Source organism: Streptomyces sp. NPDC049837, assembly GCF_040674455.1.
Lineage (GTDB): Bacteria > Actinomycetota > Actinomycetes > Streptomycetales > Streptomycetaceae > Streptomyces.
Map to the genome: position 1 here is coordinate 380,738 of NZ_JBFAMP010000005.1, position 26,155 is coordinate 406,892.

The 26,155-nt window shown below is 73.4% G+C and carries 23 protein-coding genes; 10 read left to right on the forward strand and 13 right to left on the reverse strand.

Annotated elements, in window-relative coordinates:
• The first annotated feature begins 75 nt into the window (after positions 1–75).
• Entirely contained in the window at positions 76–1,176 is a 1,101-nt protein-coding gene (locus AB0J57_RS16625) for a citrate synthase 2 (RefSeq protein WP_366128865.1), read from the forward strand.
• A 65-nt stretch (positions 1,177–1,241) separates the two neighbouring features.
• Here AB0J57_RS16625 and AB0J57_RS16630 read toward each other — a convergent pair whose 3' ends face one another.
• The 10 genes from AB0J57_RS16630 to AB0J57_RS16675 all read right to left on the reverse strand — a co-directional run bounded on the left by AB0J57_RS16630 (position 1,242) and on the right by AB0J57_RS16675 (position 15,171).
• A complete protein-coding gene (locus tag AB0J57_RS16630; RefSeq protein WP_366128866.1) occupies positions 1,242–1,835 on the reverse strand; it encodes a TetR/AcrR family transcriptional regulator in 594 nt (197 codons plus the stop codon).
• Positions 1,823–2,560, reverse strand: coding sequence for an enoyl-CoA hydratase family protein (locus tag AB0J57_RS16635; protein WP_366128867.1), 738 nt, complete (start codon positions 2,558–2,560; stop codon positions 1,823–1,825). Before AB0J57_RS16635 ends, AB0J57_RS16630 begins: the two co-directional genes overlap by 13 nt.
• A complete protein-coding gene (locus AB0J57_RS16640; RefSeq protein ID WP_366128868.1) occupies positions 2,557–4,134 on the reverse strand; it encodes a 4-coumarate--CoA ligase family protein in 1,578 nt (525 codons plus the stop codon). The genes AB0J57_RS16635 and AB0J57_RS16640 overlap by 4 nt, the downstream gene beginning before the upstream one ends.
• A gap of 11 nt (positions 4,135–4,145) precedes the next feature.
• On the reverse strand, positions 4,146–5,279 hold the full coding sequence (locus tag AB0J57_RS16645) for an acyl-CoA dehydrogenase family protein (RefSeq protein ID WP_366128869.1): 1,134 nt from the start codon (positions 5,277–5,279) through the stop codon (positions 4,146–4,148).
• Entirely contained in the window at positions 5,276–7,183 is a 1,908-nt protein-coding gene (locus AB0J57_RS16650; protein ID WP_366128870.1) for a biotin carboxylase N-terminal domain-containing protein, read from the reverse strand. Before AB0J57_RS16650 ends, AB0J57_RS16645 begins: the two co-directional genes overlap by 4 nt.
• A 7-nt stretch (positions 7,184–7,190) precedes the next feature.
• Positions 7,191–8,789, reverse strand: coding sequence for a carboxyl transferase domain-containing protein (locus AB0J57_RS16655; RefSeq protein ID WP_366128871.1), 1,599 nt, complete (start codon positions 8,787–8,789; stop codon positions 7,191–7,193).
• Complete coding sequence (locus AB0J57_RS16660; protein WP_366128872.1) at positions 8,786–10,462, reverse strand: acyclic terpene utilization AtuA family protein; 1,677 nt, start codon at positions 10,460–10,462, stop codon at positions 8,786–8,788. Before AB0J57_RS16660 ends, AB0J57_RS16655 begins: the two co-directional genes overlap by 4 nt.
• Positions 10,459–11,244, reverse strand: a complete 786-nt coding sequence (locus AB0J57_RS16665; protein WP_366128873.1) for a TIGR03084 family metal-binding protein — start codon at positions 11,242–11,244, stop codon at positions 10,459–10,461. Before AB0J57_RS16665 ends, AB0J57_RS16660 begins: the two co-directional genes overlap by 4 nt.
• Before the next feature lie 78 nt (positions 11,245–11,322).
• Entirely contained in the window at positions 11,323–12,219 is an 897-nt protein-coding gene (locus AB0J57_RS16670) for an EamA family transporter (RefSeq protein WP_366129104.1), read from the reverse strand.
• Between the two features lie 162 nt (positions 12,220–12,381).
• Positions 12,382–15,171, reverse strand: a complete 2,790-nt coding sequence (locus AB0J57_RS16675; protein ID WP_366128874.1) for an FAD-binding and (Fe-S)-binding domain-containing protein — start codon at positions 15,169–15,171, stop codon at positions 12,382–12,384.
• A 172-nt stretch (positions 15,172–15,343) separates the two neighbouring features.
• On the opposite strand from AB0J57_RS16675, the gene AB0J57_RS16680 reads away from it, so the two are divergent.
• From AB0J57_RS16680 to AB0J57_RS16715, 8 genes are all read left to right on the forward strand, one after another.
• Complete coding sequence (locus tag AB0J57_RS16680; RefSeq protein WP_366128875.1) at positions 15,344–16,609, forward strand: ATP-binding protein; 1,266 nt, start codon at positions 15,344–15,346, stop codon at positions 16,607–16,609.
• A complete protein-coding gene (locus AB0J57_RS16685) occupies positions 16,606–17,019 on the forward strand; it encodes a roadblock/LC7 domain-containing protein (protein WP_366128876.1) in 414 nt (137 codons plus the stop codon). Before AB0J57_RS16680 ends, AB0J57_RS16685 begins: the two co-directional genes overlap by 4 nt.
• Positions 17,016–17,384, forward strand: a complete 369-nt coding sequence (locus AB0J57_RS16690; RefSeq protein ID WP_366128878.1) for a DUF742 domain-containing protein — start codon at positions 17,016–17,018, stop codon at positions 17,382–17,384. The genes AB0J57_RS16685 and AB0J57_RS16690 overlap by 4 nt, the downstream gene beginning before the upstream one ends.
• Positions 17,365–17,964 carry an ATP/GTP-binding protein gene (locus AB0J57_RS16695; RefSeq protein ID WP_366128880.1) on the forward strand — a complete coding sequence of 200 codons (600 nt, stop codon included), beginning with the start codon at positions 17,365–17,367 and terminating at the stop codon, positions 17,962–17,964. The genes AB0J57_RS16690 and AB0J57_RS16695 overlap by 20 nt, the downstream gene beginning before the upstream one ends.
• Positions 17,961–19,178, forward strand: a complete 1,218-nt coding sequence (locus AB0J57_RS16700; protein ID WP_366128881.1) for a cytochrome P450 — start codon at positions 17,961–17,963, stop codon at positions 19,176–19,178. Before AB0J57_RS16695 ends, AB0J57_RS16700 begins: the two co-directional genes overlap by 4 nt.
• The gene (locus AB0J57_RS16705; RefSeq protein ID WP_366128882.1) at positions 19,175–20,401 is read left to right on the forward strand and encodes a cytochrome P450; all 1,227 of its coding nucleotides are present in this window, start codon (positions 19,175–19,177) and stop codon (positions 20,399–20,401) included. Before AB0J57_RS16700 ends, AB0J57_RS16705 begins: the two co-directional genes overlap by 4 nt.
• Before the next feature lie 69 nt (positions 20,402–20,470).
• Positions 20,471–21,589: a phosphoserine transaminase gene (gene serC, locus AB0J57_RS16710; protein ID WP_366128883.1), complete on the forward strand. Its 1,119-nt coding sequence runs from the start codon at positions 20,471–20,473 to the stop codon at positions 21,587–21,589.
• 226 nt (positions 21,590–21,815) lie between these two features.
• Positions 21,816–22,478, forward strand: coding sequence for a DUF4360 domain-containing protein (locus tag AB0J57_RS16715; protein ID WP_366128884.1), 663 nt, complete (start codon positions 21,816–21,818; stop codon positions 22,476–22,478).
• Positions 22,479–22,532: 54 nt separating this feature from the next.
• Here AB0J57_RS16715 and AB0J57_RS16720 read toward each other — a convergent pair whose 3' ends face one another.
• Positions 22,533–23,363 carry an ABC transporter permease gene (locus AB0J57_RS16720; RefSeq protein ID WP_366128885.1) on the reverse strand — a complete coding sequence of 277 codons (831 nt, stop codon included), beginning with the start codon at positions 23,361–23,363 and terminating at the stop codon, positions 22,533–22,535.
• A complete protein-coding gene (locus tag AB0J57_RS16725) occupies positions 23,360–24,307 on the reverse strand; it encodes an ATP-binding cassette domain-containing protein (RefSeq protein ID WP_366128886.1) in 948 nt (315 codons plus the stop codon). Before AB0J57_RS16725 ends, AB0J57_RS16720 begins: the two co-directional genes overlap by 4 nt.
• A gap of 103 nt (positions 24,308–24,410) precedes the next feature.
• On the opposite strand from AB0J57_RS16725, the gene AB0J57_RS16730 reads away from it, so the two are divergent.
• The gene (locus AB0J57_RS16730; protein ID WP_366128887.1) at positions 24,411–25,211 is read left to right on the forward strand and encodes a TetR/AcrR family transcriptional regulator; all 801 of its coding nucleotides are present in this window, start codon (positions 24,411–24,413) and stop codon (positions 25,209–25,211) included.
• Here AB0J57_RS16730 and AB0J57_RS16735 read toward each other — a convergent pair.
• Positions 25,208–26,080, reverse strand: a complete 873-nt coding sequence (locus AB0J57_RS16735; RefSeq protein WP_366128888.1) for a PhzF family phenazine biosynthesis isomerase — start codon at positions 26,078–26,080, stop codon at positions 25,208–25,210. The two genes, AB0J57_RS16730 and AB0J57_RS16735, sit on opposite strands and share 4 nt — an antisense overlap.
• Positions 26,081–26,155 lie beyond the last annotated feature (75 nt).

The following is a 26,155-nucleotide window of genomic DNA, read 5'->3' on the forward strand; positions in this document are numbered from 1 at the left end:
ACGGTGCCGGATGACCACCCGCCGTACGGGGCATCACCGCACCACTGGAAGACTCACCTGACGAGGAGCCGCCTGATGTCCGACTTCGTACCCGGACTCGAAGGAGTCGTCGCGTTCGAAACGGAGATCGCCGAACCGGACAAGGAGGGCGGCGCGCTCCGGTACCGCGGCGTCGACATCGAGGACCTGGTGGGTCAGGTCTCCTTCGGCAACGTGTGGGGCCTGCTGGTCGACGGGGCGTTCAACCCCGGCCTGCCGCCCGCCGAGCCGTTCCCCATCCCGGTGCACTCCGGCGACATCCGCGTGGACGTGCAGTCGGCGCTGGCCATGCTGGCGCCCGTGTGGGGGCTGCGGCCGCTGCTGGACATCGACGAGGAGCAGGCCCGCGACGACCTCGCGCGTGCCGCCGTCATGGCACTGTCCTACGTCGCCCAGTCGGCGCGCGGCCAGGGCCTGCCGATGGTCCCGCAGAGCGAGATCGACAAGGCGCGGTCCGTCGTCGAGCGGTTCATGATCCGCTGGCGCGGCGAGCCGGACCCCAAGCACGTGAAGGCCGTGGACGCGTACTGGACGTCCGCCGCCGAGCACGGCATGAACGCCTCGACCTTCACCGCCCGCGTCATCGCCTCCACGGGCGCCGACGTGGCCGCCGCCCTGTCGGGTGCGGTGGGCGCCATGTCCGGACCGCTGCACGGCGGGGCGCCCTCCCGCGTCCTCGGCATGATCGAGGAGATCGAGCGCACCGGTGACGCCGGCGCCTACGTCCGCCAGGCCCTCGACAAGGGCGAGCGCCTGATGGGCTTCGGCCACCGCGTCTACCGCGCCGAGGACCCGCGCGCCCGTGTGCTGCGCCGCACCGCCAAGGAGCTGGGCGCGCCGCGCTTCGAGGTGGCGGAGGCGCTGGAGAAGGCCGCCCTGGAGGAGCTGCACAACCGGCGCCCGGACCGCGTCCTGGCGACGAACGTGGAGTTCTGGGCGGCGATCGTGCTGGACTTCGCGGAGGTCCCGGCGCACATGTTCACGTCGATGTTCACCTGCGCCCGCACGGCCGGCTGGTCGGCGCACATCCTGGAGCAGAAGCGCACCGGCCGCCTGGTCCGCCCCTCGGCCCGCTACGTGGGCCCGGGCGCGCGCAGCCCGCGCGAGATCGCCGGGTACGAGGACATCGCCGGCTGACGCCTCGCACGACGACGGCGCCGCCCCCCGCGCGAGGGGCGGCGCCGTTCCCGTACGCCGGGGCTTCAGCCCAGCACGTCGTCCAGCAGCGCCGCCCACTGCGCCACCACGCGCTCGCGGCGCGCGGTGTCGTCCGTGAGCAGGTTGGCCAGGCCCAGGCCGCGCGCCATGTCCAGCAGGCCCTGGACCGTCTCGCGCACGCCCGGCCGTGACTCGTCGGCGCCCAGCAGCTCCACCGCGATGCGGTGGGTCTCGCGGCCGACCCGCGCCTCCAGCTCGGTCACCCGCGGCCGCAGTTGCTCCTCGTTGGAGGCCGCCACCCACAGGTGCAGGGCCGCCCGGAACAGCGGGCCGGTGTAGAGGTCGACCAGGGCGGCGACGACCGCCGCGCGGCCCTGCACGGGCAGGGCGCGCAGCGCCTGGGAGCGTTCCTCGGCGACGTACTCGACCGCCGCCGTGAACAGGTCCTCCCGGGTCGGGAAGTGGTGCTGTGCCGCGCCGCGCGAGACACCGGCGCGTTCGGCGACGACGGAGACCGTCGAGCCCGCCCAGCCGTGTTCCGCGAGGCACGCCACGGCCGCCGCGAGGAGCCGCTGCCGGGTGGCCCGGCTGCGGTCCTGCTTCGGCGCCTTGGGAGCCGAGGAGGTCACAACACCCATGCAGGGTCCCGTCGTTCGAGGAAGGCCGTCATTCCCTCGCGTGCCTCCGCCGAGGCGAAGAGCGAGGCCGAGCGCTGCACGAGGTCCTCCGCGTCACGCTCGAACATCTCCAGCACCCTAGCCGTGACGAGCCTCTTGGCCTCCGCCAGCCCCTGCGGCGACGCCCGGCGCAACCCGTCCAGTACGGGGGCGAGGGCCGCGTCCACGTCGTCCCCGACGACCGTCGCCAGCCCGATCCGGGCCGCCTCGGCCGCGTCGAACCGCTCACCCGTGAGGTAGTAGCGGGCGGCGGCCCGCGCGTCGAGGCGCGGCAGCAGGGACAGGGAGATCACCGACGGCGCCACCCCGATCCGCACCTCGGTGAGCGCGAAGTCCGAGCCCGTCCCCGCCGCCACGATGTCGCACGCCCCGAGCAGCCCCAGCCCCCCGGCGCGCACGTGCCCGTGCACCCGCGCCACCACCGGCTTGGGCAGCTCCACGATCGCCCGCAGCAGTGCCACGAAGGTGTACGGGCTGGGCGGCGCCTTCAGGTCGGCGCCCGCGCTGAACGTTGACCCGGTGTGCGTGAGCACCACCGCCCGTACCGCCGGGTCCTTGCCGCAGCCCTCCAGCGCCGCCGCCAGCTCGCCGACGAGCCGCGCCGACAGGGCGTTGCGGTTGTCCGGAGAATCCAGCGTCAGGGTCGTGATGCCCCGCTCGTGCGCGGTGGTGACGAGACTCGTCATGCGCCCTCTCGCTCCCTCAGTTCGCGCCGGAGAATTTTCCCCGACGCCGCCCTCGGCACGCCGTCGATGAACTCGACGCGCCGGATCTTCTTGTACGGAGCGACCTTCCCGGCCACGAAGGCGATGATGTCGTCGCCCGTCAGGCCGGTCGCACCGGGCTGCCGGACGACGTACGCCTTGGGGACCTCGTTGCCGTCCTCGTCGTACACCCCGATCACCGCCGCGTCCGCGACGCCCTCGTGGGTCAGCAGCAGCGCCTCCAGCTCGGCCGGGGCGACCTGGAAGCCCTTGTACTTGATCAGTTCCTTGACCCGGTCGACGACGAACAGCCACCCGTCCTCGTCGACCCGGCCTATGTCCCCGGTGTGCACCCACCCGTCGGTGTCGATCATCGCGGCGGTGGCGTCCGGGCGGCCCAGGTACCCCTTCATCACCTGCGGCCCCCGCACGGCGATCTCACCCTCCTCGCCCGGGGCGGCGTCCTTGGCCGGATCGTCCAGGGACAGCAGCCGCATCTCGGTGTTCGGCAACAATCTGCCCACCGCGCCCGCCGGAGGGTTCGGCACGTCCAGCGGGACGGCGTGCGTGGCGGGCGACAGCTCCGTCATCCCGTACGCCTGCCGCACCGGCGGCAGACCCAGGCGGGCCGAGCACGCCTCGGCGAGGCGGGCGTCGAGCGGGGCGGCGGCGCTGACGACGTACTCCAGCGACGACAGGTCGTAGCGCGCGACCGCCGGGTGCTTGGCGAGCGCCAGGACGACCGGCGGGGCGACGTACAGGGCGTTGATGCGGTGCTTCTCGATCGCGGCGAGGAACTGGTCGAGCTCGAAGCGGGGCAGGACGACGACGGTGGCGCCCTGCCGCAGCGGGGCGTTCATCAGCGCGGTCAGCCCGTATATGTGGAAGAACGGCAGGACGGCGAGGACCCGGTCCCCCGGGCGCATCGGGATCAGGGGTTCGAGCTGCGCCAGGTTGGTGGCGATGGAGCGGTGCGTGAGCATGACGCCCTTGGGGACGCCGGTGGTGCCGGAGGAGTACGGCAGGGCGGCGACGTCCTCGTCCGGGTCGATGGCGACGTCCGGTTCGGGGGCGGTCGAGCCCAGCATGTCGAGGATCGAGCGGTGCCCCTCGGCCTCGTCGCACACCAGGATCTCCGTGACGCCGCCCGCCAGTTCGGCTGCCCGGCGGGCGGTGGCGAGCAGCGGGGAGACGGTGACGATCCAGCGGGCGGAGGAGTCGCGGAGCTGCTTGGCGAACTCCTCCGCGGTGGACAGCGGGTGGACGGTGGTGACGGCCGCTCCGGCGCGCGTCGCCCCGTAGAAGACGACCGGGTAGGCGACCGTGTTGGGGCTGTGCAGCGCCAGGACGTCGCCCTTGCGCACCCCCGCCTCGGCGAGCGCGGCGGCGACCCGCCGGTGGTAGGTGTCGAGCCGGCCGTACGTGAGGGTCAGGTCGCCCGCCCCGTCGACGAGGGCGGCCTCGTCGGCGTACGCGGCGGCCGAACGGGCCAGTACCGCGTCGTGGATGGGGAGGGAAACGGTCGGGACATCCGCGTACTCGCTGTGGAACACCATCACGGCTCCTGTCAGTACGACTTCGGGAGACCCAGGGTCTGGTGGGACACGTAGTTCAGAATCATTTCCCGGCTTACCGGAGCGATGCGTGCCACTCGGGACGCGGTGATGAGCGAGGCGAGCCCGAACTCGCGCGTGAGGCCGTTGCCGCCGAGGGTGTGGACGGACTGGTCGACGGCCCTCACGCACGCCTCGGCGGCGGCGTACTTGGCCATGTTGGCGGCCTCCCCGGCGCCGATGTCGTCACCCGCGTCGTAGAGGTGGGCGGCCTTCTGCATCATCAGGCGGGCCAGCTCCAGCTCGATGTGGACCTGGGCCAAGGGGTGGGCGATGGCCTGGTGGGCGCCGATGGGGGCCTTCCAGACCTGCCGGTCCTTGGCGTACTCGACGGCCTTCGCCAGCGCGTACCGGCCCATGCCCAGGGCGAAGGCGGCGGTCATGACGCGCTCGGGGTTGAGCCCGGCGAAGAGCTGGAGGAGTCCCGCGTCCTCGTCGCCGACGAGCGCGTCGGCGGGGAGGCGTACGTCGTCGAGGGTGAGCTCGAACTGCTTCTCGTGGGCGTTCAGTTCCATGTCGATCCGCCGCCGCCCGAAGCCGGGGGCGTCGCGCGGGACGACGAACAGGCACGGCTTGAGCCTGCCGGTGCGGGCGTCCTCCGTGCGGCCGACGATGAGGGTGGCGTCGGCGATGTCGACACCGGAGATGAACACCTTGCGGCCGGTCAGGACCCAGCCGTCGCCGTCCCGGCGGGCGGTGGTGGTGATCCGGTGGGAGTTGGACCCGGCGTCCGGCTCGGTGATGCCGAACGCCATGGTGCGGGTGCCATCGGCCAGGCCCGGCAGCCAGCGCCGCTTCTGCTCGTCGGTGCCGAAGCGGGCGATGACCGTGCCGCAGATGGCGGGCGAGACGACCATCATGAGCAGCGGGCAGCCCGCCGCGCCCAGCTCTTCGAGGACGATGGACAGCTCGGCCATGCCGCCGCCCCCGCCGCCGTACTCCTCGGGCAGGTTCACCCCCAGGTAGCCGAGCTTGCCCGCCTCCGCCCACAGGGCCTCGCGGTCGTGCTCGCGCCCGTGGCGGCGGCCGAGGGCGGCGACGGCGGAACGGAGGGCCTGGTGCTCTTCGGTCTCGATGACGGTGCTCATTGCTCTGTCTCCTCTTCGGACGACTCTTCTGCGTCTTCTACGACGGCGAGCAGGGCTCCGACCTCGACCTGGCGGCCGGGGGCGGCGTGGAGCGCGGTGAGCGTGCCGGAGGCGGGAGCGGTGATCCTGTGCTCCATCTTCATGGCCTCCAGCCAGACGAGCGGCTGCCCCGCCTCGACGCGGGCGCCGGGCGCCAGGTCGGCGACCCGGACGACCGTGCCGGGCATGGGCGCGAGCAGCGAGCCGGGCGCGGTGCGCTCGGCCGGGTCGGTGAACCGGGGGTGGGCGGTCAGCCGGTGGCCGTTCACATGGACGACGCCGTCGCCGTGGCCGGCCACCTCGTAGCGCCGTACGACGCCGTCCACTTCGAGGCTCACGCACCCGGGCGAAACGTCCACCACGCGCGCGTGCGGGTGGGACTCGACGGTGAACCCGCCGCCCCGGGTGGGCCGGTAGCGCACCTCGTGGGCGCCGTAGCGGGCGGTCTGCGGCTGCGACGGTACGTTACGGAAGGCGCCGAACCGTCCGGAGCGGCCGGCGGCGGCGGCGAGGGCGGCGGCGACGGCCGCGTACTCCTCGCCCGGCGCGGGCGCGGTGAGCCCGGCGAGGTGGCGCTCGTAGAACCCGGTGTCCAGGCGCCCCGCCACGAAGTCCGGGTGCCGCAGCGAGGCGACGAGCAGGTCCCTGTTGGTGACCGGCCCGTGCACCCGGGCCCGCGCCAGCGCGTGGGCCAGTCGCCGGACCGCCTCGCCCCTGGTGGGCGCGTGGGCGATCACCTTGGCGAGCATGGCGTCGTAGTGGACGCCCACGGTGTCCCCGGCGGCGTACCCGGCGTCGACGCGGAGCCCATGACCGGTGGGGATCTCCAGCGCGTGCAGGACTCCCGACTGCGGGGCCCAGTCCCCGGCGGGGTCCTCCGCGTACAGGCGGGCCTCCACGGCGTGGCCTTCGGGGGCGGGCGATTCGGGCGGCAGCGGGGCGCCCTCGGCGACCTGGAGCTGCAACGCCACCAGGTCGAGGCCGAAGACCGCTTCCGTGACGGGGTGTTCGACCTGGAGGCGGGTGTTCATCTCCAGGAAGTACGCCCGGTCGCCGGCGACCAGGAACTCGACCGTGCCCGCGCCGACGTACCCCACCGCCCGCGCGGCGGCCACCGCCGAGGCGTGGAGGGTCTCACGCAGGTCCGGGCCCAGGCCGGGCGCCGGGGCCTCCTCGATGACCTTCTGGTGGCTCCGCTGGAGCGAGCAGTCCCGGGTGCCGAGCGCCCACACCGTGCCGTGCTCGTCGGCGAGGACCTGGACCTCGACGTGGCGGCCGCGCTCGACGTACGGCTCCGCGAACACCTCGCCGTCCCCGAACGCCGAGCGCGCCTCGGCGGCCGCCGCCGCCAGTTCGCCCGGCAGGGCGGCGAGGTCCCGGACGACCCGCATGCCCCGCCCGCCGCCGCCCGCCGCCGCCTTGAGCAGCAGCGGGAGGTCGGCGTCGGTGGCCGTCGCGGGGTCGACGGGCGCGAGGAGCGGTACGCCCGCCGCGCCCATCAGCTCCTTCGCCCGCGTCTTGGACGCCATCGTCTCGATCGCCTTCGGCGGCGGGCCGATCCAGACCAGGCCCGCGTCGATGACGGCCCGCGCGAAGTCGGCGTTCTCGGACAGGAACCCGTACCCCGGGTGCACCGCGTCCGCGCCCGCCGCGAGCGCGGCCTCCACGATCAGGTCGCCGCGCAGGTATGTGTCCGAGGGCGCCGCGCCCGGCAGCCGTACCGCCGCGTCGGCCTCCCGTACGTGCAGCGCGCCCGCGTCCGGGTCCGCGTACACCGCGACGGTGTCGATGCCGAGCGAGCGGCATGTACGGAAGACGCGGCAGGCGATCTCCGCGCGGTTCGCCACCAGAACAGAAGTGATCATCAGGGCCTCACATCCGGAAGACGCCGAAGCCGCCGCGCGCGCCTTCGACCGGGGCGGTGTGGATCGCGGACAGGCACAGGCCGAGGACGGTACGGGTGTCTCGCGGGTCGATGACGCCGTCGTCGTACAGCCGCCCCGACAGGAACATCGGCAGGGACTCGGACTCGATCTGCTGCTCCACCATGGCGCGCAGCGCGGCGTCGCCCTCGTCGTCGTACGGCTGTCCCTTGGCGGCGGCGGACGCGCGGGCGACGATCGACAGGACGCCGGCGAGCTGCTGCGGGCCCATGACGGCGGACTTGGCGCTGGGCCAGGCGAACAGGAATCGGGGGTCGTAGGCGCGGCCGCACATGCCGTAGTGCCCGGCGCCGTACGACGCCCCCATGAGTACGGACAGGTGCGGGACGCGGGAGTTGCTCACCGCGTTGATCATCATCGCGCCGTGCTTGATGATGCCGCCCTGCTCGTACTCCTTGCCGACCATGTAGCCGGTGGTGTTGTGCAGGAAGAGCAGGGGGATGTCCCGCTGGTTGGCGAGCTGGATGAACTGCGCCGCCTTCTGGGACTCGGCGGAGAACAGCACCCCTTGGGCGTTGGCCAGCACCCCGATGGGATAGCCGTGCAGGGACGCCCAGCCCGTCACCAGCGACGGCCCGTACAGCGGCTTGAACTCGTCGAAGTCCGAGCCGTCGACGATCCGGGCGATGACCTCGCGCGGGTCGAAGGGGGTCCTCAGATCCGTCGGCACGATCCCGAGGAGTTCCTCCTGGTCGTACTTCGGCGGCTCGGCGGGTCCCGGATCGGGGTGCGCCTTGCGGTGGTTGAGGCGCGCGACGATCCGGCGGGCCTGGCGGATGGCGTCGGTCGCGTCGACCGCGTAGTGGTCCGCGAGCCCCGACACGCGCGCGTGCATCTCGGCGCCGCCGAGGGACTCGTCGTCGCTCTCCTCGCCGGTGGCCATCTTCACCAGCGGCGGGCCGCCGAGGAAGACCTTCGACCGCTCCTTGATCATCACGGTGTGGTCGGACATGCCGGGCACATAGGCGCCGCCCGCCGTCGAGTTGCCGAAGACGACGGCGATGGTGGGTATCCCGGCGGCGGACAGCCGGGTGATGTCGCGGAACAGGGCACCGCCCGGGATGAAGATCTCCTTCTGGGAGGGCAGGTCCGCGCCGCCGGACTCGACGAGGGCGATGCAGGGCAGGCGGTTGGCGTACGCGACCTCGTTGGCCCGCAGCGCCTTCTTCAGCGTCCAGGGGTTGGACGCGCCGCCGCGTACGGTCGGGTCGTTGGCGGTGATCAGGCACTCGACGCCCTCGACGACACCGATGCCGGTGACGATCGACGCGCCGACGGGGTAGTCGCTGCCCCAGGCGGCGAGCGGGGACAGTTCCAGGAACGGCGCGTCGGGGTCGAGGAGCAGCTCGATGCGTTCGCGGGCCAGCAGCTTGCCGCGCCCCCGGTGCCGGGCGGTGTACTTCTCGCCGCCGCCTCTCAGCGCCTTCGCGTGCTCGGTCTCCAGCTCGGCCAGTTGGGCGAGCATGGCCTCGCGGTGGGCGGCGTAGTCGGGCCCGGTGGTGTCGAGGGCCGAGGGGAGGACGGTCACAGGAGAGCCTCCGGTATGTCGAGGTGGCGGGCGCGCAGCCATTCGCCGAGCGCCTTGGCCTGGGGGTCGAACCGGGCCTGGGCGGCGACGCCCTCGCCGAGCAGGCCGGTGACGGTGAAGTTCAGCGCGCGGAGGTTCGGCAGGACGTGCCGGACCACTTCGAGGGGCGCCGCCTCCGGGATCAGTTCGCGGAACCGGTCGACGGTGAGGGTGTGGGCGAGCCAGGGCCACGCCTCGTCCGTGGGCGCCCACACCCCGACGTTGGCGTCACCGCCCTTGTCGCCGCTCCTCGCCCCGGCGACCAGCCCGAGCGGGGCGCGGCGTACCGGGCCGTGCCCAAGCGGCTGCGGAAGGGGCGGCTCGGGTACGGGCTCCAGCGCTCGCGTACGCACCGCCGCGGGGATCACCTCGCGCCGGCCGTCCGGGAGTACGGCGGTGTGCGTGACGGTGCCGGGGTCGACGTACGCCGCCTCGAACACCCCGTAGGGCGCGCCCTTCCCGGGCGGGGCCGTGACGTGGAAGCCCGGGTAGCTCGCCAGGGCCAGCTCGATGGCCGCGCCGCTCACGGCCCGGCCCACCGTGTCGGGGTCGGGGTCCCGGACCACCAGCCGCAGCAGGGCGCTGGCGGTCTCCTCGGTGCCGGCGTCCGGCCGGTCGGTGCGGGCCAGCTCCCATCGCACCTCGGCGGGTTTCACCGCGAGGGCGTCCTCCAACTGCTCGCGCACCAGCCGCGCCTTGGCCTCGATGTCGAGCCCTGTCAGTACGAACACGACCTCGTTGCGCCAGCCGCCGAGCCGGTTCAGCCCGGCCTTCAGCGCCGGGGGCGGCGCCTCGCCCCGTACGCCCGTGATCCGCACCCGGTCAGGGCCGTCCGCTTCCAGCGCCACCGTGTCGAGCCGTGCCGTCACGTCCGGCCCCGCGTACCGTGCGCCGGCCGTCTCGTACAGGAGCTGCGCGGTGACCGTGCCGATGTCGACGACTCCGCCCGTGCCGTCCTGCTTGGTGATGACGGAGGAGCCGTCCTCGTGCAGCTCGGCGACCGGGAATCCGGGCCGCCGGACGTCGTGCCGGGCGAAGAAGGCGTAGTTGCCGCCCGTCGCCTGCGTCCCGCACTCCAGGACGTGCCCGACGACCACGGCCCCGGCGAGCCGGTCGTACTCCTCCGGGCCCCACCCGAACCACCACGCCGCCGGCCCGCTGACCAGCGCCGCGTCCGTGACCCGCCCGGTCACCACCACGTCCGCCCCGCCGCGCAGGCACGCCGTGATGCCGCCACCGCCCAGGTACGCGTTGGCCGTCAGCACCCCTTCCGGCACCGGGAGATGGTCGCCCTCGACGTGGCCGACGCGCACCTCGGGGAGCCCGAGGCGGTCCGCGAGGGCGCGCAGCGCGTCGGCGAGACCGGCGGGGTTGAGGCCGCCGGCGTTGGTGACGATCTTGACGCCCCGCTCGTGGGCGAGGCCGAGGCCCTCCTCCATCTGGCGCAGGAAGGTCTTGGCGTAGCCGAGCCCCGGGTCCTTCAGCCTGTCCCGGCCCAGGATGAGCATGGTCAGCTCGGCGAGGTAGTCGCCGGTCAGGACGTCCAGCTCGCCGCCGGTGAGCATCTCGCGCACGGCGTCGAAGCGGTCGCCGTAGAACCCGGAGGCGTTGCCGATCCGCAGCGGCCGCTTCACGAGGCGTCCTTGGGCGCCCGGCCGGGGCCCGCCGGTCCGGCGAAGGCCTGCGCGATGTCGAGCCACCGGTCGGCGTCGGCGCCCTCGGCGCGTACGGCGAGGTCGGCGCGGTGGGCGCGCTGGGTGACCAGGAGGCAGAAGTCGAGGGCGGGACCGGTGATGCGCTGTTCCGCGCCCTCCGGGCCGTAGGCCCAAAGGCTTCCGTCCGGCGCGGTGAGCTCCACCCGGAAGGGTTCGGGGGGCGGGGTCAGGCCGCGTACCGCGTAGGCGTAGTCCCGCGCCCGTACGCCGATCCAGGCGACGTGCCGGAGGCGGAAGGTCGGCGGGCGGTCGACACCGAGGGCGTCGGCGATGTCCTGGCCATGTGCCCAGGTCTCCATGAGGCGGGCGGTCGCCATGGACGCGGCGCTCATGGGCGGCCCGTACCAGGGGAAGCGGGCGTCGGCGGGGGCGGTGCGCAGGGCGGTCAGGAGCCGTTCCCGGCCGTCCCTCCAACGGGTCAGGAGCTCCTGCGGCGGGGCGGCGGCGCCCGCCTCCGCCCCGTCGTCGACGAAGGTCTCGGGCGCCTTGAGTGCCTCTTCGACGTGCGCGGCGAACCGGTCGGCGTCCGTGACGGCGAGCAGGGCCGCGTCGTCGGTCCACGCCAGGTGGGCGATCTGGTGGGCGACGGTCCAGCGGGGCGCGGGGGTGGGCGTGGCCCAGCCGTCCGGTCTCAGGCCCGCGACGAGCCGGTCGACCTCCTCGCTCTCGTCTCGCAGATCGGCCAGCAGGGCATCCGACACGGTGCGCTCCCTCCGGGACACGGCAGTGCGTGCCCCGGAGCATGGCAGCGCCCGAAGAAACAAGCAAGCATGCTTGCTTTACTTTTTCGGCGTCCGCTTCGTCACCTGGGACCGCACCGCACCCATGCTCGCCGCGATGACCAGCGCGATCGCCAACGCGTCGGTGACGGAAAGGGCTTGGCGCAGGATGAAGAACCCGGCCGTCGCCGCGATAGCGGGCTCCAGGCTCATGAGGATGGCGAAGGTCGGGGCGGGCAGGCGGCGCAGCGCGAGCAGTTCGAGGGTGTACGGGAGGACCGACGACAGCAGCGCCACGGCGAGGCCGAGCCCGATCGTGGAGGGCACCAGCAGCCTGGACCCGGCCTCGGCGATGCCGAGCGGCAGGGTGAGCACCGCGCCGACGGCCATCGCCAGCGCCAGCCCGTCGGCCTGTGGGAAGCGCCGCCCGGTGCGGGCGCTGAAGACGATGTACGCCGCCCACATCGCGCCCGCCGACAGCGCGAACGCCGCGCCCACCGGGTCCAGCCGGTCGAACCCGCCCCCGCTCAGCAGCACCACGCCGGCCAGCGCGAGCCCGGCCCACACGACGTTGACCAGCCGCCGCGAGACGACCACCGACAGGGCGAGCGGCCCGAGCACCTCCAGGGTCACGGCGGCGCCCAGCGGGATGCGGTCGGCGGCCTGGTAGAAGAGGACGTTCATCGCGGCCATGACGGCGCCGAAGGCGACGACCGTCCCCCAGTCGGCCCGCGTGTAGCCACGCACCTTCGGCCGGCACAGCGCCAGCAGCACGAGGGCGGCCAGCACCAGCCGCAGCGTGACGACCCCGACCGCCCCGGCACGCGGCATGAGCAGCACGGCGACGGCCGCCCCGAACTGCACGGACAGCCCACCGGCCACCACCAGCGCGACCGGCCCGAGCGACCCGCGCCGCCGGACACGCCCCTCGGGGTGCGCGGCGACGGCCTCGGGCAGCGCGACGGCGGACGCGTCCGCGACAGACGCGTCCGGACGTGCGGTGTCGTTCACCGGGGTAACCTCGACTTCTTCCTCTTCGCGAGTGCATTGGATTGAACTTCCAGCCCAAGGTACTGCACCAGCAGCCGGAAGCCCACCCACCCACGGTAAGGGCCGCGCCTAGCCTTCGAGCCCCTCCGCCAGCACCTCCGCCAGGTGCCTGGCCCGGCGGCCGGCGAGCTGGGCCAACTGGGTGCGGCAGGAGAAGCCGTCAGCGAGGAGTTCGGTGCCGGGGGCGGCGGCGCGGACGGCGGGGAGGAGCTGGTCCTCGGCGCAGGCGACCGAGACGTCGTGGTGGCCGCGTTCGAAGCCGAAGTTTCCGGCCAGGCCGCAGCAGCCGCCGCTCAGGTCGCCGGTCAGGCCCGCGCGGGCGCGGAGGTGGCGTTCGGCGGTGTCGCCGAGGACCGCGTGCTGGTGGCAGTGGGTCTGGCCGGCGACGGGGCGGTCCAGGCGAGGGGGCTGCCAGTCGGGTGCGTACTCCTCCAGGGTCTGGGCGAAGGTGCGGACCGATGCGGCCAGGCGGCGGGCGCGGGGGTCGTCGGGGAGCAGCTCGGGCAGGTCGGTCCTCAGGGCGGCGGCGCAGCTCGGTTCGAGGACGACCAGGGGCACGCCGGAGAAGGGCTCCATGACGTCGAGAGTGCGGCGCATGACGGTTCGGGCGTGGTCGAGCTGGCCGGTGGAGACGTACGTGAGGCCGCAGCACACCCGGGCGGGCGGCAGGGCCGGGCTCAGGCCCGCCGCCTCCAGGACCGTGACGGCCGCGCGGCCCACGGAGGGGGACAGGTGGTTCGTGAACGTGTCGGGCCACAGGACCAGGTCGCCGCCGCCGGCGCCCCGACGGGCGAACCAGGCGCGGAACGTCCGCGGCGCCAGTTCCGGGATGTCCCGCTCCGGTGCGATTCCCGCCACCCGCTTGGCCAGGGCCGCGAGCGGGCGCACGCCCGCCAAGGCGTTCAGCGGCCGGGCGAAGGGGGCCGCGAGGCGCAGCCACTGCGGCAGGCGGCCCATCGCGTAGTGGGCGGCGGGCCGGAGCCGTCCCGCGTAGTGGTGGTGCAGGAACTCCGCCTTGTACGTGGCCATGTCGACCCCGACCGGGCAGTCGCTGCGGCAGCCCTTGCACGACAGGCACAGGTCCAGCGCGTCCCGCACCTCCGGTGACCGCCATCCGTCCCTCACCACCTCGCCCGCCAGCATCTCGTGCAGCAGCCGGGCCCGGCCGCGCGTGGAGTGCTGCTCCTCCCCCGTGGCCCGGAAGGAGGGGCACATGACGCCGGGGCCGTGGTTCGGGCCGTCCACCCGGCACTTGGCGACGCCGACGCAGCGCCGTACGGCGGTGGCGAAGTCGCCGCCGTCGTGCGGGTAGCCGAAGGCGACGTCCACCCGCTCGCGCGGCAGGACGTCGAAGCGGAGGTTGTCGTCGAGGCGGGCGGGCCGGGCGAGCATGCCGGGGTTCATGCCGCCGGCCGGGTCCCACAGGTCCTTGAACCGGCCGAAGAGCGCGACCAGCTCGTCCCCGTACATCTTGGGCAGCAGCTCGGCCCGTGCCTGCCCGTCGCCGTGTTCGCCGGAAAGGGAGCCTCCGTGGGCGACGACGAGGCCGGCGACGTCCTCGGAGAACCGCCGGAAGCGGCCCACTCCCGCCTTCGACACGAGGTCGAAGTCGATACGGACGTGGATGCAGCCGTCGCCGAAGTGGCCGTAGGGCGTGCCGTGCAGCCCGTGCTCGGCGAGCAGGGCGCGGAAGTCGCGGAGGTACGCGCCCAGGCGGGCGGGCGGTACGGCGCAGTCCTCCCAGCCGGGCCAGGCCTCGGCGCCCTCGGGGGTGCGCGTGGCGGTCCCGGCGGCGTCCTCGCGGACCCGCCACAGGGCCCGCTGGGCGGCCGGGTCGGTGACGACGGCGCCGTCCAGGGCGTCGGCGGCGCGCAGCAGGGCCTCGGCGTGGGCGCGCGCCTCGGCGGGCGTCGCGCCGCCGGTCTCGGCGAACAGCCAGGCGCCGCCCCGGGGCAGGGCGGCGCGGGCGGCCGGGTCGCGGACCAGGTCCTCGGCCATGCCCTCGACGGTGAGCGGGGCGTGCGGGAGGAGGCCGGGCGCCGCCTCGGCGGCCGCGCTCTCGTCGGCGTACCCGAGGACGGCCAGCGCCCGCGCCGGTGGCGACTCGACGAGGCGTACGGTCGCCTCGGTCAGCACGCCCAGGGTGCCCTCGCTGCCGCAGAAGGCGCGGGCGAGATCGGTGCCGCGCTCGGGGAGGAGGGCGTCCAGCGCATAACCGGAGATGCGGCGGGGAAGGCCGGGCGGGAAGCCGGTGCGGATGGCCGCCAGGTGGTCGTGCACCAGTCGGGCGAGCCCGTCCGGGGCGCCCTCCCAGCCGCGCCCCAGGCGCCGTTCGGTGCCGCCGTACGTCACGACCGACAGGTCCACGACGTTGTCGGCGGTCGTCCCCCACGCCACCGAGTGGGACCCGCACGCGTTGTTGCCGATCATCCCGCCGAGCGTGCAGCGGCTGTGCGTGGACGGGTCGGGCCCGAAGGTCAGCCCGTACGGGCGCGCCGCGTCCCGCAGCCGGTCCAGCACCACGCCCGGCCGGACCACGGCCGTCCGCGCCCCGGGGTCCACCGACACGATGTCCCGCATGTGCCGGGTGAAGTCGAGCACGACGCCCGTGCCGGTGGCCTGCCCGGCGATCGAGGTGCCCGCCCCGCGCGGCACGACCGGCACGCCGTGCTCCCGGCACACCTCCAGAGCGGCGGCCACGTCCGCCGCGTCGCGCGGGGCCACGACCCCGGCCGGGACGCGCCGGTAGTTGGACGCGTCCATGGTGTGCAGCGCCCGGGCCGCCGCGCCGAAGTCCACCTCGCCGCGCACGGCGGTGCGCAGCGCCCGTGCGATCTCTGACTGCCGCTGGTCACCCATGCGGCCAGCATGCCCCCGACGGGGCCGGTGGCCTCCGGTCCCCCGCCGAGACCTCCGTAAGAAAGCGCACAAGAACTTCCCAAAGTGATCGTCAATTCTCTTATAGTGACCCGGAATTGCTCGGGAATTGACGGCTCCAGATGCCCCCCACCACGCCCAGAGGACTGACGATTTGCGCCCCTCCCTCCGGTCACTCCGGCCGGTCGCGCCGACCCTGCTGATCTCGGCGGCCGTCACCGGCCTCCTGTGCGCGGGGGCGGTGGCCGCCGCGCCCGGCTCCGTACGGGCTCCGCTGGCGTGGGGCTCGGCCACGGCCGCCGTGCTGCTGACCGCCGCGATCACCACCGCCGCGTACGCCCTCGACACCGCCCGCCGCGCGACCCGCGCGAGGACGGAAGCGGAACACGCCGCCGCCGGGGCCCGGGCGGAAGCGGACCGCGCGGTCACCCGGGCCCGTGCCGAAGCGGAACGCGCCCGCGCCGAAGCCGCCCGCAGCGAGACCGGCCGCGCCGCCGCCGTGGCCGCCTGCGCCAACGCCGCCGGGCGCATGCAGGCCCTGGCCACCGGCATGCTCGCCGACCTCCGCGAGATGGAGCACCGGCACACCGACGAGGACGTCCTCACCGACCTCCTCCACCTCGACCACCGCACCGCCCAGGCCGGCCGCCTCGCCGACTCCATCGCCGTCCTCACCGGCGCCCGCTCCGGCCGCCGCTGGGCGAAGCCGATCGTGATGGAGTCCATCCTGCGCGGCGCGATGAGCCGCATCGGCGGCTATCAGCGCGTACGGCTCCACACCACCAGCGACGCCGCGATCGCCGGCCACGCCGCCGAAGGCGTCATGCACGCGCTCGCCGAGCTGCTCGACAACGCCGCGAACTTCTCGCCGCCCACCGCCGAGGTCCATGTGTACGTCGAGGAGGTCCCGGCCGGGATCGTCGTCACCGTGGAGGACAGCGGTCTGGTCATGAGCGACGTCCAACTGCGCCGCGCCGAGCGGGCCGTCACCGCCGAGGGCACCGACCTGACCGGTCTGTCCGGCACCCGCCTCGGCCTCGCCGTCGTCGGCCGCCTGGCCCGCAAGCACGGGCTGACCGTGTCGTTCCGCCCCTCGGCCCGGGGCGGCACGGGCGCGCTGATGATGATCCCGCACGAGCTGATCACCCGCCCCCGTCCCGAAACAGCCGTTCGCCCCGAGGCAAGCCCCGCGCCCGCGCCCCGCACCACCGAGGAGCGCCCCGCCTCCCCCTTCGCCACCCCGGGCACCACCCAGCTTCCCAAGCGCCGCCGGGGCCAGACCCTCGCCGCCGCCCACCCCGGAGGCACTCCCACCACCCCCGACGAAAGCACCGATACCGCCTCCCGGACCCGGTCGGCGGCCCGATTCAGCAGCTTCCGCCAAGCGGTACGCACCACCACGGAAGGCACCCCCCGATGACCACCGGCACCGGCACCACCACCGACGACAAGCTCACCTGGCTCCTGGAGGGCCTGCTCCGGCGCACGCCCGGAGCCCGCCACGCGCTCGTGCTGTCCCGGGACGGCCTCAAGCTGTGCCGTACGCCGGAGCTCTCCGTCGACCAGGCCGACCAACTGGCCGCCATAGCGGCGGGCATCCAGAGCCTGTCCCACGGCGCGTCCGTCGAGTTCGGCGACGGGACCGGCGGCGTACGGTCCGCGATGGCGGAGTTCTACGGCGGCATCCTGCTCATCGTCGAGGCCGGGCAGGGCGCCCATCTCGCGGTGGTCGCCGCCGAGGACTCCGACGTCGGCCTGGTCGGGCACAACATGAGCGAGCTCGTCGAGCAGCTCGGCGAGCACCTGCACGCCGAGCCCCGGACACCGTGAGCCCCGGCAGCCACCGGGACGAGTCCCCTGACCGGCTGTACACCCTCACCGGTGGCCGTACCCGGTCCGCGCCGGACGCCCCGTTCGACCTCGTCACCCTCGTGGTGGCGGAGTCGGAGCCGGTGCCCGGCATGCAGTCCGAGCACGCCGCGATCCTGCGGACGTGCCGGCGACCCACGGCCGTCGTCGAGGTGGCGGCCGAACTGGCCCTGCCCATCGGCATCGTGCGCATCCTGCTCTCCGACCTGCTCGGCACGGGCCGGATCAGCGCCCGCCACCCCCGTACGGCCGGCCATGGCTCCACGTACCGCCTTCCCGACCCCGACATCCTGGAGCAGGTGCTCGTTGGACTCCGCAGCCTCTGAACGGACACCGCTCACCAGCACCGCCGACAACGGTCTCAAGATCGTGATCGTTGGCGGTTTCGGTGTCGGCAAGACCACCCTCGTACGCTCCGTCAGCGAGATCCGTCCCCTCAACACCGAGGAGACGATGACCCGCGCGGGCGAGGCGGTCGACGACGTCGCCCGGATCCACACCAAGACGTCCACCACCGTCGCCTTCGACTTCGGCCGCATCACGCTCGACGCGCACAACGTCCTGTACCTCTTCGGCGCCCCGGGCCAGGAACGCTTCTGGTTCCTGTGGGACCGCCTCTTCTCCGGCACCCTCGGCGCGGTCGTCCTCGTCGACACCCGCCGCCTCGCCGACTCCTGGTACGCGATCGACCGCCTGGAGCACCACGGCATGCCGTTCATCGTCGCCTGCAACGACTTCGGCGGCCCGGCCCACACCGAGCGGGAGATCCGCGAGGCGCTCGACCTGGCCGACGACGTACCGCTGGTGGAGTGCGACGCCCGCGACCGCTCGTCCAGCAAGTACGTACTGATCAACCTCGTCACCCACCTCCAGCGCATGCACACCCAACGGGAGACCAGAACATGACCGCCCCCGTGCCCCTGTCCGGGCCCCGGTTCCGGGCCGAACCCGCCGAGCTGTACCGGGAGATGAGGCGCGAGCACGGAGCCGTCGCCCCGGTGGTGCTCGACGGGGACGTCCCGGCCTGGCTGGTGCTCGACTACCGCGAACTGCACCAGGTCACCAGCGACCCGGTGCTCTTCAGCCGCGACTCGGAGCTGTGGAACCAGTGGGACCGCATCCCCGGTGACTGGCCGCTCCTGCCCATGATCGGCCGCAAACAGCCGTCCATCCTCTACACGGTCGGCGAACGGCACCGCGAGCGCGCCGCGATGATCGGCGACGCGCTGGAGTCCCTCGACCCCTTCACGCTGCGCCGGTACGCCGAGGGGTACGCGGACGGGCTCATCGACGCGTTCTGCGGCGCGGGCGAGGCGGAGCTGGTCGCCCAGTACGCCATGCTGCTGCCGGTCCGCGTGCTGGTGAAGATCTACGGCGTGCCGGACGAGCAGGGCCCCGGCCTGGTCACCGCGCTCAACGACATGATCGACGGCCGGGAGCGGGCACTGGCGGGCCAACAGCACCTGGCCGAGGCGATCTTCGGCCTGCTCACCGCCAAGCAGGCCGCCCCGGGTGAGGACGTGGCCTCCCGCATGCTGGCCGACCCGGCCGGGTTCACGGTCGAGGAGATCGCCCAGGACCTGATGGTCATGATGGCGGCCGGGCACCAGCCGACGGCCGACTGGATCGGCAACTCGCTGCGCCTGATGCTGACCGACGACCGGTTCGCCGCGTCCCTCTCCGGTGGGCGGCACTCCGTCGCCGAGGCGATGAACGAGGTGCTGTGGGCCGACACCCCGACCCAGAACGTGGCCGGCCGGTGGGCCTCGCGCGACACGCACCTGGGCGGGCGGCACATCAAGGCCGGCGACCTGCTCCTGCTGGGCCTGGCCGCCGCCAACGCCGACCCGCAGGTCCACATCGACAACGCGGCCCTCACCGGCGGCAACAGCGCCCACTTCTCCTTCGGGCACGGCGAGCACCGCTGCCCGTTCCCCGCCCAGGAGATCGCCGAGGTCATCGCCCGTACCGGGATCGAGGTGCTGCTGGACCGCCTTCCCGACCTGGACCTGGCCGTCCCGGCCGGCTCCCTCACCCGGCGGCCGTCGCCGTGGCTGCGCGGCCTGACCGGCCTGCCCGTGACGTTCACCCCGACCCCCGCCCTGGGAGGCACCCCGTGACCACAGAGCCGATCCACCTCGACCCGTTCGTCACCGACCTCGACGGCGAGAGCGCGGCGCTGCGCGCGGCCGGGCCGCTGGCCCGGGTCGTCCTGCCGGGCGGGGTGCCGGTGTGGGCGGTCACGCACCACGCGGAGGCGCGCGAGCTGCTCACCGACAAGCGGCTGGTGAAGGACATCGGCGTGTGGGGCGCCTGGCAGCGCGGCGAGATACCGCCGGACTGGCCACTGATCGGCCTGGCCAACCCCGGCCGGTCCATGCTCACCGTGGACGGCGAGGACCACCGCCGGATGCGGGCGCTGGTCGCCCAGGCGCTCACCCCGCGCCGGGTGGAGCGGATGCGGGCGCGGATCACCGAGCTCACCGACGGCCTGCTGGAGGGCCTCGCCGCGTACGGGCCGGACGAGACCGTGGACCTCAAGGCCGCCTTCGCGTACCCCCTCCCCATGTACGTGATCAGCGACCTGATGGGCATCGACCCGGCGGACCATCCGCGCCTGAAGGTGCTGTTCGACAGGTTCTTCTCCACCCAGACGCCGCCCGAGGAGGTCGTGGCGACCCTCGGCGAGCTGGCCGGGATGATGGCCAAGGTGGTGTCCGCGCGGCGCGCGGAGCCCGGCGACGACCTGACGAGCGCGCTGATCGCCGCCTCCGAGAACGGTGACCACCTCACCGACGAGGAGATCGTCTCCACCCTCCAGCTCATGGTGGCGGCGGGCCACGAGACGACGATCTCGCTGATCGTCAACGCCGTGGTGAACCTGTCCGCCCACCCCGGGCAGCTCGCCCTCGTCCGCTCCGGCGAGGCGGGCTGGGACGCGGTGGTCGAGGAGACCCTCCGCTTCTCCACCCCCACCTCGCACGTCCTGATCCGGTTCGCGACCGAGGACGTCCGGGTCGGCGACCGGACCCTGCCGGCGGGGGACGCGCTGATCGTGTCGTACGGGGCGATCGGCCGCGACGAGAAGCAGCACGGCCCGAGCGCCGGCGCCTTCGACATCACCCGCTCGCCCAGCCGGCACATCTCCTTCGGCCACGGCCCGCACGTCTGCCCGGGCGCCGCGCTGTCCCGCCTGGAGGCGGGGGTGGCCCTCCCCGCCCTGTACGGGCGCTTCCCGGAGCTCACCCTCGCCGTGCCGGACTCCGAGCTGCGCCACAAGCCGGTCGTCACCCAGAACGATCTCTTCGAGCTCCCGGTCCGACTGGGCACGCGTGCGTGGTGACTTGCCATTTCGTGTCTCATCGGACGGACACGGTCATCGGCCGCGTCCCTGAGCGGCTAGGCTCCGACCGTGGCTGAGATCCGGATTCCCGCTGACATCAAGCCCGCCGACGGCCGTTTCGGCGCGGGCCCCTCCAAGGTGCGTACGGAGGCGCTGGACGCCCTGGCCGCCACCGGCACCTCCCTCCTCGGTACGTCCCACCGCCAGGCCCCGGTCAAGAACCTGGTCGGCGAGGTCCGCGCGGGCGTACGCGACCTGTTCTCCCTCCCCGAGGGCTACGAGGTGATCCTCGGCAACGGCGGCTCGACCGCCTTCTGGGACATCGCGACCCACGGGCTGATCGAGAACAAGTCGCAGCACCTGTCCTTCGGTGAGTTCTCCTCCAAGTTCGCCAAGGCCGCCAAGCTCGCCCCGTGGCTGGCCGAGCCGACCGTCGTCTCCGCCGACCCGGGCACGCACCCCGAGCCGCGCGCCGAGGCGGGCGTGGACGTGTACGCGCTCACGCACAACGAGACCTCCACCGGTGTGGCCGCGCCGGTCAAGCGCGTCGAGGGCGCCGACGAGGGCGCGCTGGTCCTCGTGGACGCGACCTCCGGCGCGGGCGGCCTGCCGGTCGACATCACCGAGTCGGACGTCTACTACTTCGCCCCGCAGAAGTCGTTCGCCTCGGACGGCGGCCTGTGGATCGGCGTGTTCTCCCCGGCCGCGCTGGAGCGCGCGCAGCGGGTCCACGCCTCGGGCCGCCACGTCCCCGAGTTCTTCTCGCTGCCGACGGCGATCGACAACTCGCTGAAGAACCAGACGTACAACACCCCGGCGCTCGCGACCCTCTTCCTGCTCAACGAGCAGCTCAAGTGGATCAACGGCCAGGGCGGTCTGGACTGGTCGGTGCGCCGCACCGCGACCTCGGCGCGCACGCTGTACGGCTGGGCGGAGGAGTCCAAGTACGCGGCGCCGTTCGTCGCCGACCCGTCGAAGCGCTCCCAGGTCATCGGCACGATCGACTTCTCGGACGAGATCGACGCGGCGGCGGTCGCCAAGGTGCTGCGCGCCAACGGCATCGTCGACACCGAGCCGTACCGCAAGCTGGGCCGCAACCAGCTCCGGATCGCGATGTTCCCGGCGATCGACCCGGCGGACGTCGAGGCGCTGACGGCGTGCGTCGACTACGTGATCGAGAAGCTGTAAGCAGCGGTACGTAGGTGAGGGCCCCGACCCCGGGTGGGTCGGGGCCCTTCCGTATGCCTTCCGCATGCGGCCGATTACCGCCCTATCCACCGTCTCCACCGGTCCCTACCATCCGAAGCACTCCGGGAGCACGACCACCGGAGTGGTTGACATGTGCACGACATTCCACGTGCACGACATCCACGGTTGGACCCCCCACTTCCACCCGGCCACCGATCGGAGTCCCATGTCCAGAAGACCCCGAACCCTGCTCGCCGGCGCGACCGTCGCGACGGCCCTGGCGTCGAGCGTCCTCGCGCCGACCCCCGCCTCGGCGGGCATCGTCGCCCCGCCCGACAAGATCGTGATCGAGATCGCGACCGTCAACGGATCGGGCTGCCCCCAGGGCACGGCCGCCGTCGCCGTGGCCCCGGACAACACCGCCTTCACCGTGACGTACAGCGAGTACCTCGCCCAGGTGGGCGTGGGCGCCAAGCCGACCGACTTCCGCAAGAACTGCCAGCTCAACCTGATCGTGCACGTCCCGGGCGGCTTCACCTACGCCGTCGCCAGCGCCGACTACCGCGGGTACGCCAAGCTGGAGCCCGGCGCCACCGCCGTGCAGAAGGCGTCGTACTACTTCCAGGGCTCGCCCGACACGGCGCAGAAGAGCCACCCGTACAAGGGCCCGTTCGACAACAACTGGCAGGCGACCGACGAGACCGACTGGGGTCAGCTCGTGTGGGCGCCGTGCGGGGTGAAGCGGAACTTCAACATCAACACCGAGCTGCGGGTCAGCGCGGGCACCTCGGACCCGACGAAGACCAACAGCTTCATCGCCATGGACTCCACGGACGGCGACATCAAGACGGTCTACCGGCTGGCGTGGAAGGAGTGCCCGCCGAAGTAACCGGGTCCCGTGACCGGGTGGGCCCGCGCCCCCTCCGCGGGCCCACCCCCCGCCTCACTTCGAGAGCCGCTGGAAGCGCCGCACCGCGAGCGGCAGGAACACCGCCGTGATCACCAGCGGCCACACCACCGCCATCACCACGGCGTGCTGCTCGACCCAGCTCCCGCCGCCCGCGCCGGGGTTGCCGAACAGCTCACGCGTGGCCACCGCCGTGGAGGAGATGGGGTTCCAGGCGGCGATGGTGCCCAGCCAGCCCGGCATCGTCCCGGGCTGCACGAAGATGCTGGAGATCATGGTGAGCGGGAAGGCGACCGCGAACAGCCCGCCGGCCGCCTCCGGGTTCGGCACCAGCAGCCCCAGCCAGATGCCCACCCACGTCAGGCAGTAGCGCAGCAGGAGCAGCAGCGCGAAGGCGGCCACGGTCGCGGCGAGGCCGCCGTCCGAGCGCCAGCCCATCGCGAACGCGGTCGCCGCCAGGATGGCCAGCTCCGCGCAGGCGATGACCCCGTCGGTGACACCCCGCCCGGTGACCACCGCGGACGGCGCCATGGGCATGGAGCGGAACCGGTCGATGACGCCCTTGTTGGCGTCGGTCACCACGGCCGTCGCGGTGTTGATGAACCCGAAGGCCATCGTCATCACGAACATGCCGGGCATCAGGAAGTCCCGGTAGTCCGCCGCCCCGCCGCCGCCCGGCGGCTTCATCGCGCCGCCGAAGACGTACCCGTACAGCAGGACCGACAGGATCGGGAAGCCGAGCTGCCAGGCGATGTAGACGGGTTTGCGCTGATAGAGGGTCAGGTGGCGGCGCACGACGTTCCAGCAGTCGACGACCGCCCAGTAGGCCCGCCCGCGACCCGCGATCGGCTCCATCGTGACGCTCATGCCGCGACCCCCTGTCCCGTCAGGCGCAGGAACACGTCGTCGAGGCTCGGCCGGCGCAGCCCGATGTCCTCGACCGGTACGCCCTCGTCCTGGAGGGTCCTGGCGACCTCGGTGAGCGCCGTGACCCGGTCGGTGACGGGCGCGTGGACGCGCCGTTCGGCCTCGTCGAGGTGCGGCTCGCCCAGGCAGACGCGGGCGACGGTCTTGGCGACGCGCGGCAGGTCGGCCGCGTCGGCGGCCACCACCTCGATCCGGTCGCCGCCGACGCGGTTCTTCAGCGCCTCGGGGGTGTCGTCGGCGATGGCGCGGCCCCGGTCGATGACGGTGACGCGCGCGGCGAGCTTGTCGGCCTCCTCCAGGTACTGGGTGGTCAGCAGGACGGTGGTGCCGCCCGCGACGAGGGCCCGCACCGCCTCCCACACCTCGCCGCGGCCGCGCGGGTCGAGGCCGGTCGTCGGCTCGTCCAGGAACAGCACGCGGGGCGCGAGGATCATCGAGGCGGCCAGGTCCAGGCGGCGCCGCATACCGCCGCTGTAGCCCTCGACGCCCTTGTCGGCGGCCTCGGTCAGCCCGAACCGCTCCAGCAGCTCGGCGGCGCGCGAGCGGGCCCGGCGCCCGCCGAGGTGGAACAGCCGGCCGAACATCTCCAGGTTCTGCCGGCCGGTCAGGATCTCGTCCACGGCCGCGTACTGGCCGGTGAGCCCGATCAGGGCGCGCACACGGCGCGGGTCGCGCGCCACGTCCACCCCGGCGACCTCGGCGCGGCCGCCGTCGAAGCGCCGCAGCGTGGCCAGCACGCGGACGGCGGTGGTCTTGCCCGCCCCGTTGGGGCCGAGCAGGCCGTGGACGGTGCCGCTGCGCACCGCGAGGTCGAATCCGTCCAGCGCCCGTTTGTCCCCGTACCTCTTCTCCAGGCCCTCGGCCCGTACCGCCCAGTCGTCCATGCGCCCTCCCGTTCGCGAAACCGCGTACCCGAAAACTGAGTACACCGTACCCAAGCGAGCGTACACCGTACTCAGTTTTGGTCCAGTGATTTACGCTGACGCCATGACCAGCGACAGGACGCCCGCCCGGACGACGGCGACGAGCGGCAGCGGCGACCTCAACCGCAGCCTGGAACTGCTCTGGGGCACCGGCGAACCCCCCACCCGGGGGCCCAAGCGCGGCCTGACCCTCGACCGGATCGTCACCGCCGCCGTCGAGGTCGCCGACGCGGAAGGGCTGGACGCGGTCTCGATGCGGCGGCTCTCCGCCGAGCTGGGCACCGGCACGATGTCGCTGTACCGGTACGTCCCCGGCAAGGCGGAGCTGCTCGACCTGATGCTCGACCGGGTACGGGGCGCGATGCTCGACCCCCAGCCGCCCGAGCCGTGCGACTGGCGCGCCGCCGTCGACGCCCTGGCCCGCGCCGAACTCGACCTCTACCGCCGCCACCCCTGGCTGCTGAAGGTCAACCAGACCCGCACGGTCCTCGGCCCGAGCGCCCTGCGCGGACTCGAACTCGCCCTGACGGGGCTGAAGAGCATGGGCCTGACGGACCCGGAGACCATCTCGGTGATCATCGCCGTTCAGAGCTTCGTCACGGGCATCGTGCGCATGGAGGCCGAGGCGGTCGAGGCGGCCAAGGAGACCGGCGTCAGCGACGAGGAGTTCTGGAAGCGCCAGGAACCCTTCCTGGACCGGGCCATGGCCAGCGGCGACTTCCCGCTCATGGCGTCCCTGTCCGCCGACACGTTCTCGAAGGACTTCGACCACTTCGAGTTCGGCCTGCGGGCCCTCGTCGACGGCTTCGAGGCGAGGGTGACCAGGGCGGCGAAGGCCGAACCGGCCGAGGAGAGCGGCGGTTAGCCGAGCGGGACGGCACGTCCGGTCACCCGGGTGCGGGGGTCCTCCGGGGACACGTCGATCAGCAGGTCGCTGGGGCGGCCCATGTCCTCTCCCTGGCGGATCGCGATCGTGGTGGGACGGGTGACCAGGCCCAGCGCGCGGAGGTAGCCGCCGAGCGCCGCGGCCGCCGCTCCGGTCGCCGGGTCCTCCACGACACCGCCGACGGGGAAGGGGTTGCGGGCGTGGAACCGCTCCGGCGACTCCCGCCACACCAGGTTCACCGTCGTCCACCCGTGCTCCCGCATCACCGCGGCCAGGGCGTCGAAGTCGTACTCCAGATCGGCCAGGCGCGCCCGCGAGGCGGCGGCCAGGACCAGGTGGTCGTTGCCGCCGAAGGCCACGTGCGGGGGCAGGGCCGGGTCGAGGTCGGCGCCGGACCACCCCAGGGAGCGCAGGGTCGCGTCCAGCTCCGCGCCGGTGGCGGGCCGGCTGCGGGTGGCGACGCTGGTCAGCGTGGCCACCACCGCGCCCGAGCCGTCGCGCCCGGTGGCCACGGGGATCTCGCCCACCGGGGTGTCGAGGAGGATGTCGCCGACGCCCAGCCGCTCGGCGAGCGCGACGGTCAGGGCGATGGTGGCGTGCCCGCAGAACGCCACTTCGGCGAGCGGGCTGAAGTAGCGGACCTGGAACCGTCGCGCCGCTTCGTCCCCGCGCGTCACGAACGCGGTCTCGGAGTAGCCGAGGTCGGCGGCGATCGCGAGCATCGCCGCGTCGTCGAGCCCGAAGGCGTCGAGCACGACACCGGCGGGGTTCCCGCCCTTCGGGTCGTCGGTGAAAGCGGAGTAACGGAGGGGCTCGGTCAGCGGGCTGCGCGCTTCGGTGGTGGTCATGGCCCTATGCTGGCGCGCGGCAGGCCATCGCGTCCAACGATCAGTTTCCATTGGAGCGATGCCGATATCGCATAC

What these genes read in the sequence shown, in the direction of transcription:
- AB0J57_RS16625 (WP_366128865.1), top strand. Translation starts at nt 76, where the DNA reads ATGTCCGACTTCGTACCCGGACTCGAAGGAGTCGTCGCGTTCGAAACG.
- AB0J57_RS16630 (WP_366128866.1), bottom strand. Translation starts at nt 1,835, where the DNA reads ATGGGTGTTGTGACCTCCTCGGCTCCCAAGGCGCCGAAGCAGGACCGC.
- AB0J57_RS16635 (WP_366128867.1), bottom strand. Translation starts at nt 2,560, where the DNA reads ATGACGAGTCTCGTCACCACCGCGCACGAGCGGGGCATCACGACCCTG.
- AB0J57_RS16640 (WP_366128868.1), bottom strand. Translation starts at nt 4,134, where the DNA reads ATGGTGTTCCACAGCGAGTACGCGGATGTCCCGACCGTTTCCCTCCCC.
- AB0J57_RS16645 (WP_366128869.1), bottom strand. Translation starts at nt 5,279, where the DNA reads ATGAGCACCGTCATCGAGACCGAAGAGCACCAGGCCCTCCGTTCCGCC.
- AB0J57_RS16650 (WP_366128870.1), bottom strand. Translation starts at nt 7,183, where the DNA reads ATGATCACTTCTGTTCTGGTGGCGAACCGCGCGGAGATCGCCTGCCGC.
- AB0J57_RS16675 (WP_366128874.1), bottom strand. Translation starts at nt 15,171, where the DNA reads ATGGGTGACCAGCGGCAGTCAGAGATCGCACGGGCGCTGCGCACCGCC.
- AB0J57_RS16685 (WP_366128876.1), top strand. Translation starts at nt 16,606, where the DNA reads ATGACCACCGGCACCGGCACCACCACCGACGACAAGCTCACCTGGCTC.
- AB0J57_RS16700 (WP_366128881.1), top strand. Translation starts at nt 17,961, where the DNA reads ATGACCGCCCCCGTGCCCCTGTCCGGGCCCCGGTTCCGGGCCGAACCC.
- AB0J57_RS16715 (WP_366128884.1), top strand. Translation starts at nt 21,816, where the DNA reads ATGTCCAGAAGACCCCGAACCCTGCTCGCCGGCGCGACCGTCGCGACG.
- AB0J57_RS16720 (WP_366128885.1), bottom strand. Translation starts at nt 23,363, where the DNA reads ATGAGCGTCACGATGGAGCCGATCGCGGGTCGCGGGCGGGCCTACTGG.
- AB0J57_RS16725 (WP_366128886.1), bottom strand. Translation starts at nt 24,307, where the DNA reads ATGGACGACTGGGCGGTACGGGCCGAGGGCCTGGAGAAGAGGTACGGG.
- AB0J57_RS16730 (WP_366128887.1), top strand. Translation starts at nt 24,411, where the DNA reads ATGACCAGCGACAGGACGCCCGCCCGGACGACGGCGACGAGCGGCAGC.
- AB0J57_RS16735 (WP_366128888.1), bottom strand. Translation starts at nt 26,080, where the DNA reads ATGACCACCACCGAAGCGCGCAGCCCGCTGACCGAGCCCCTCCGTTAC.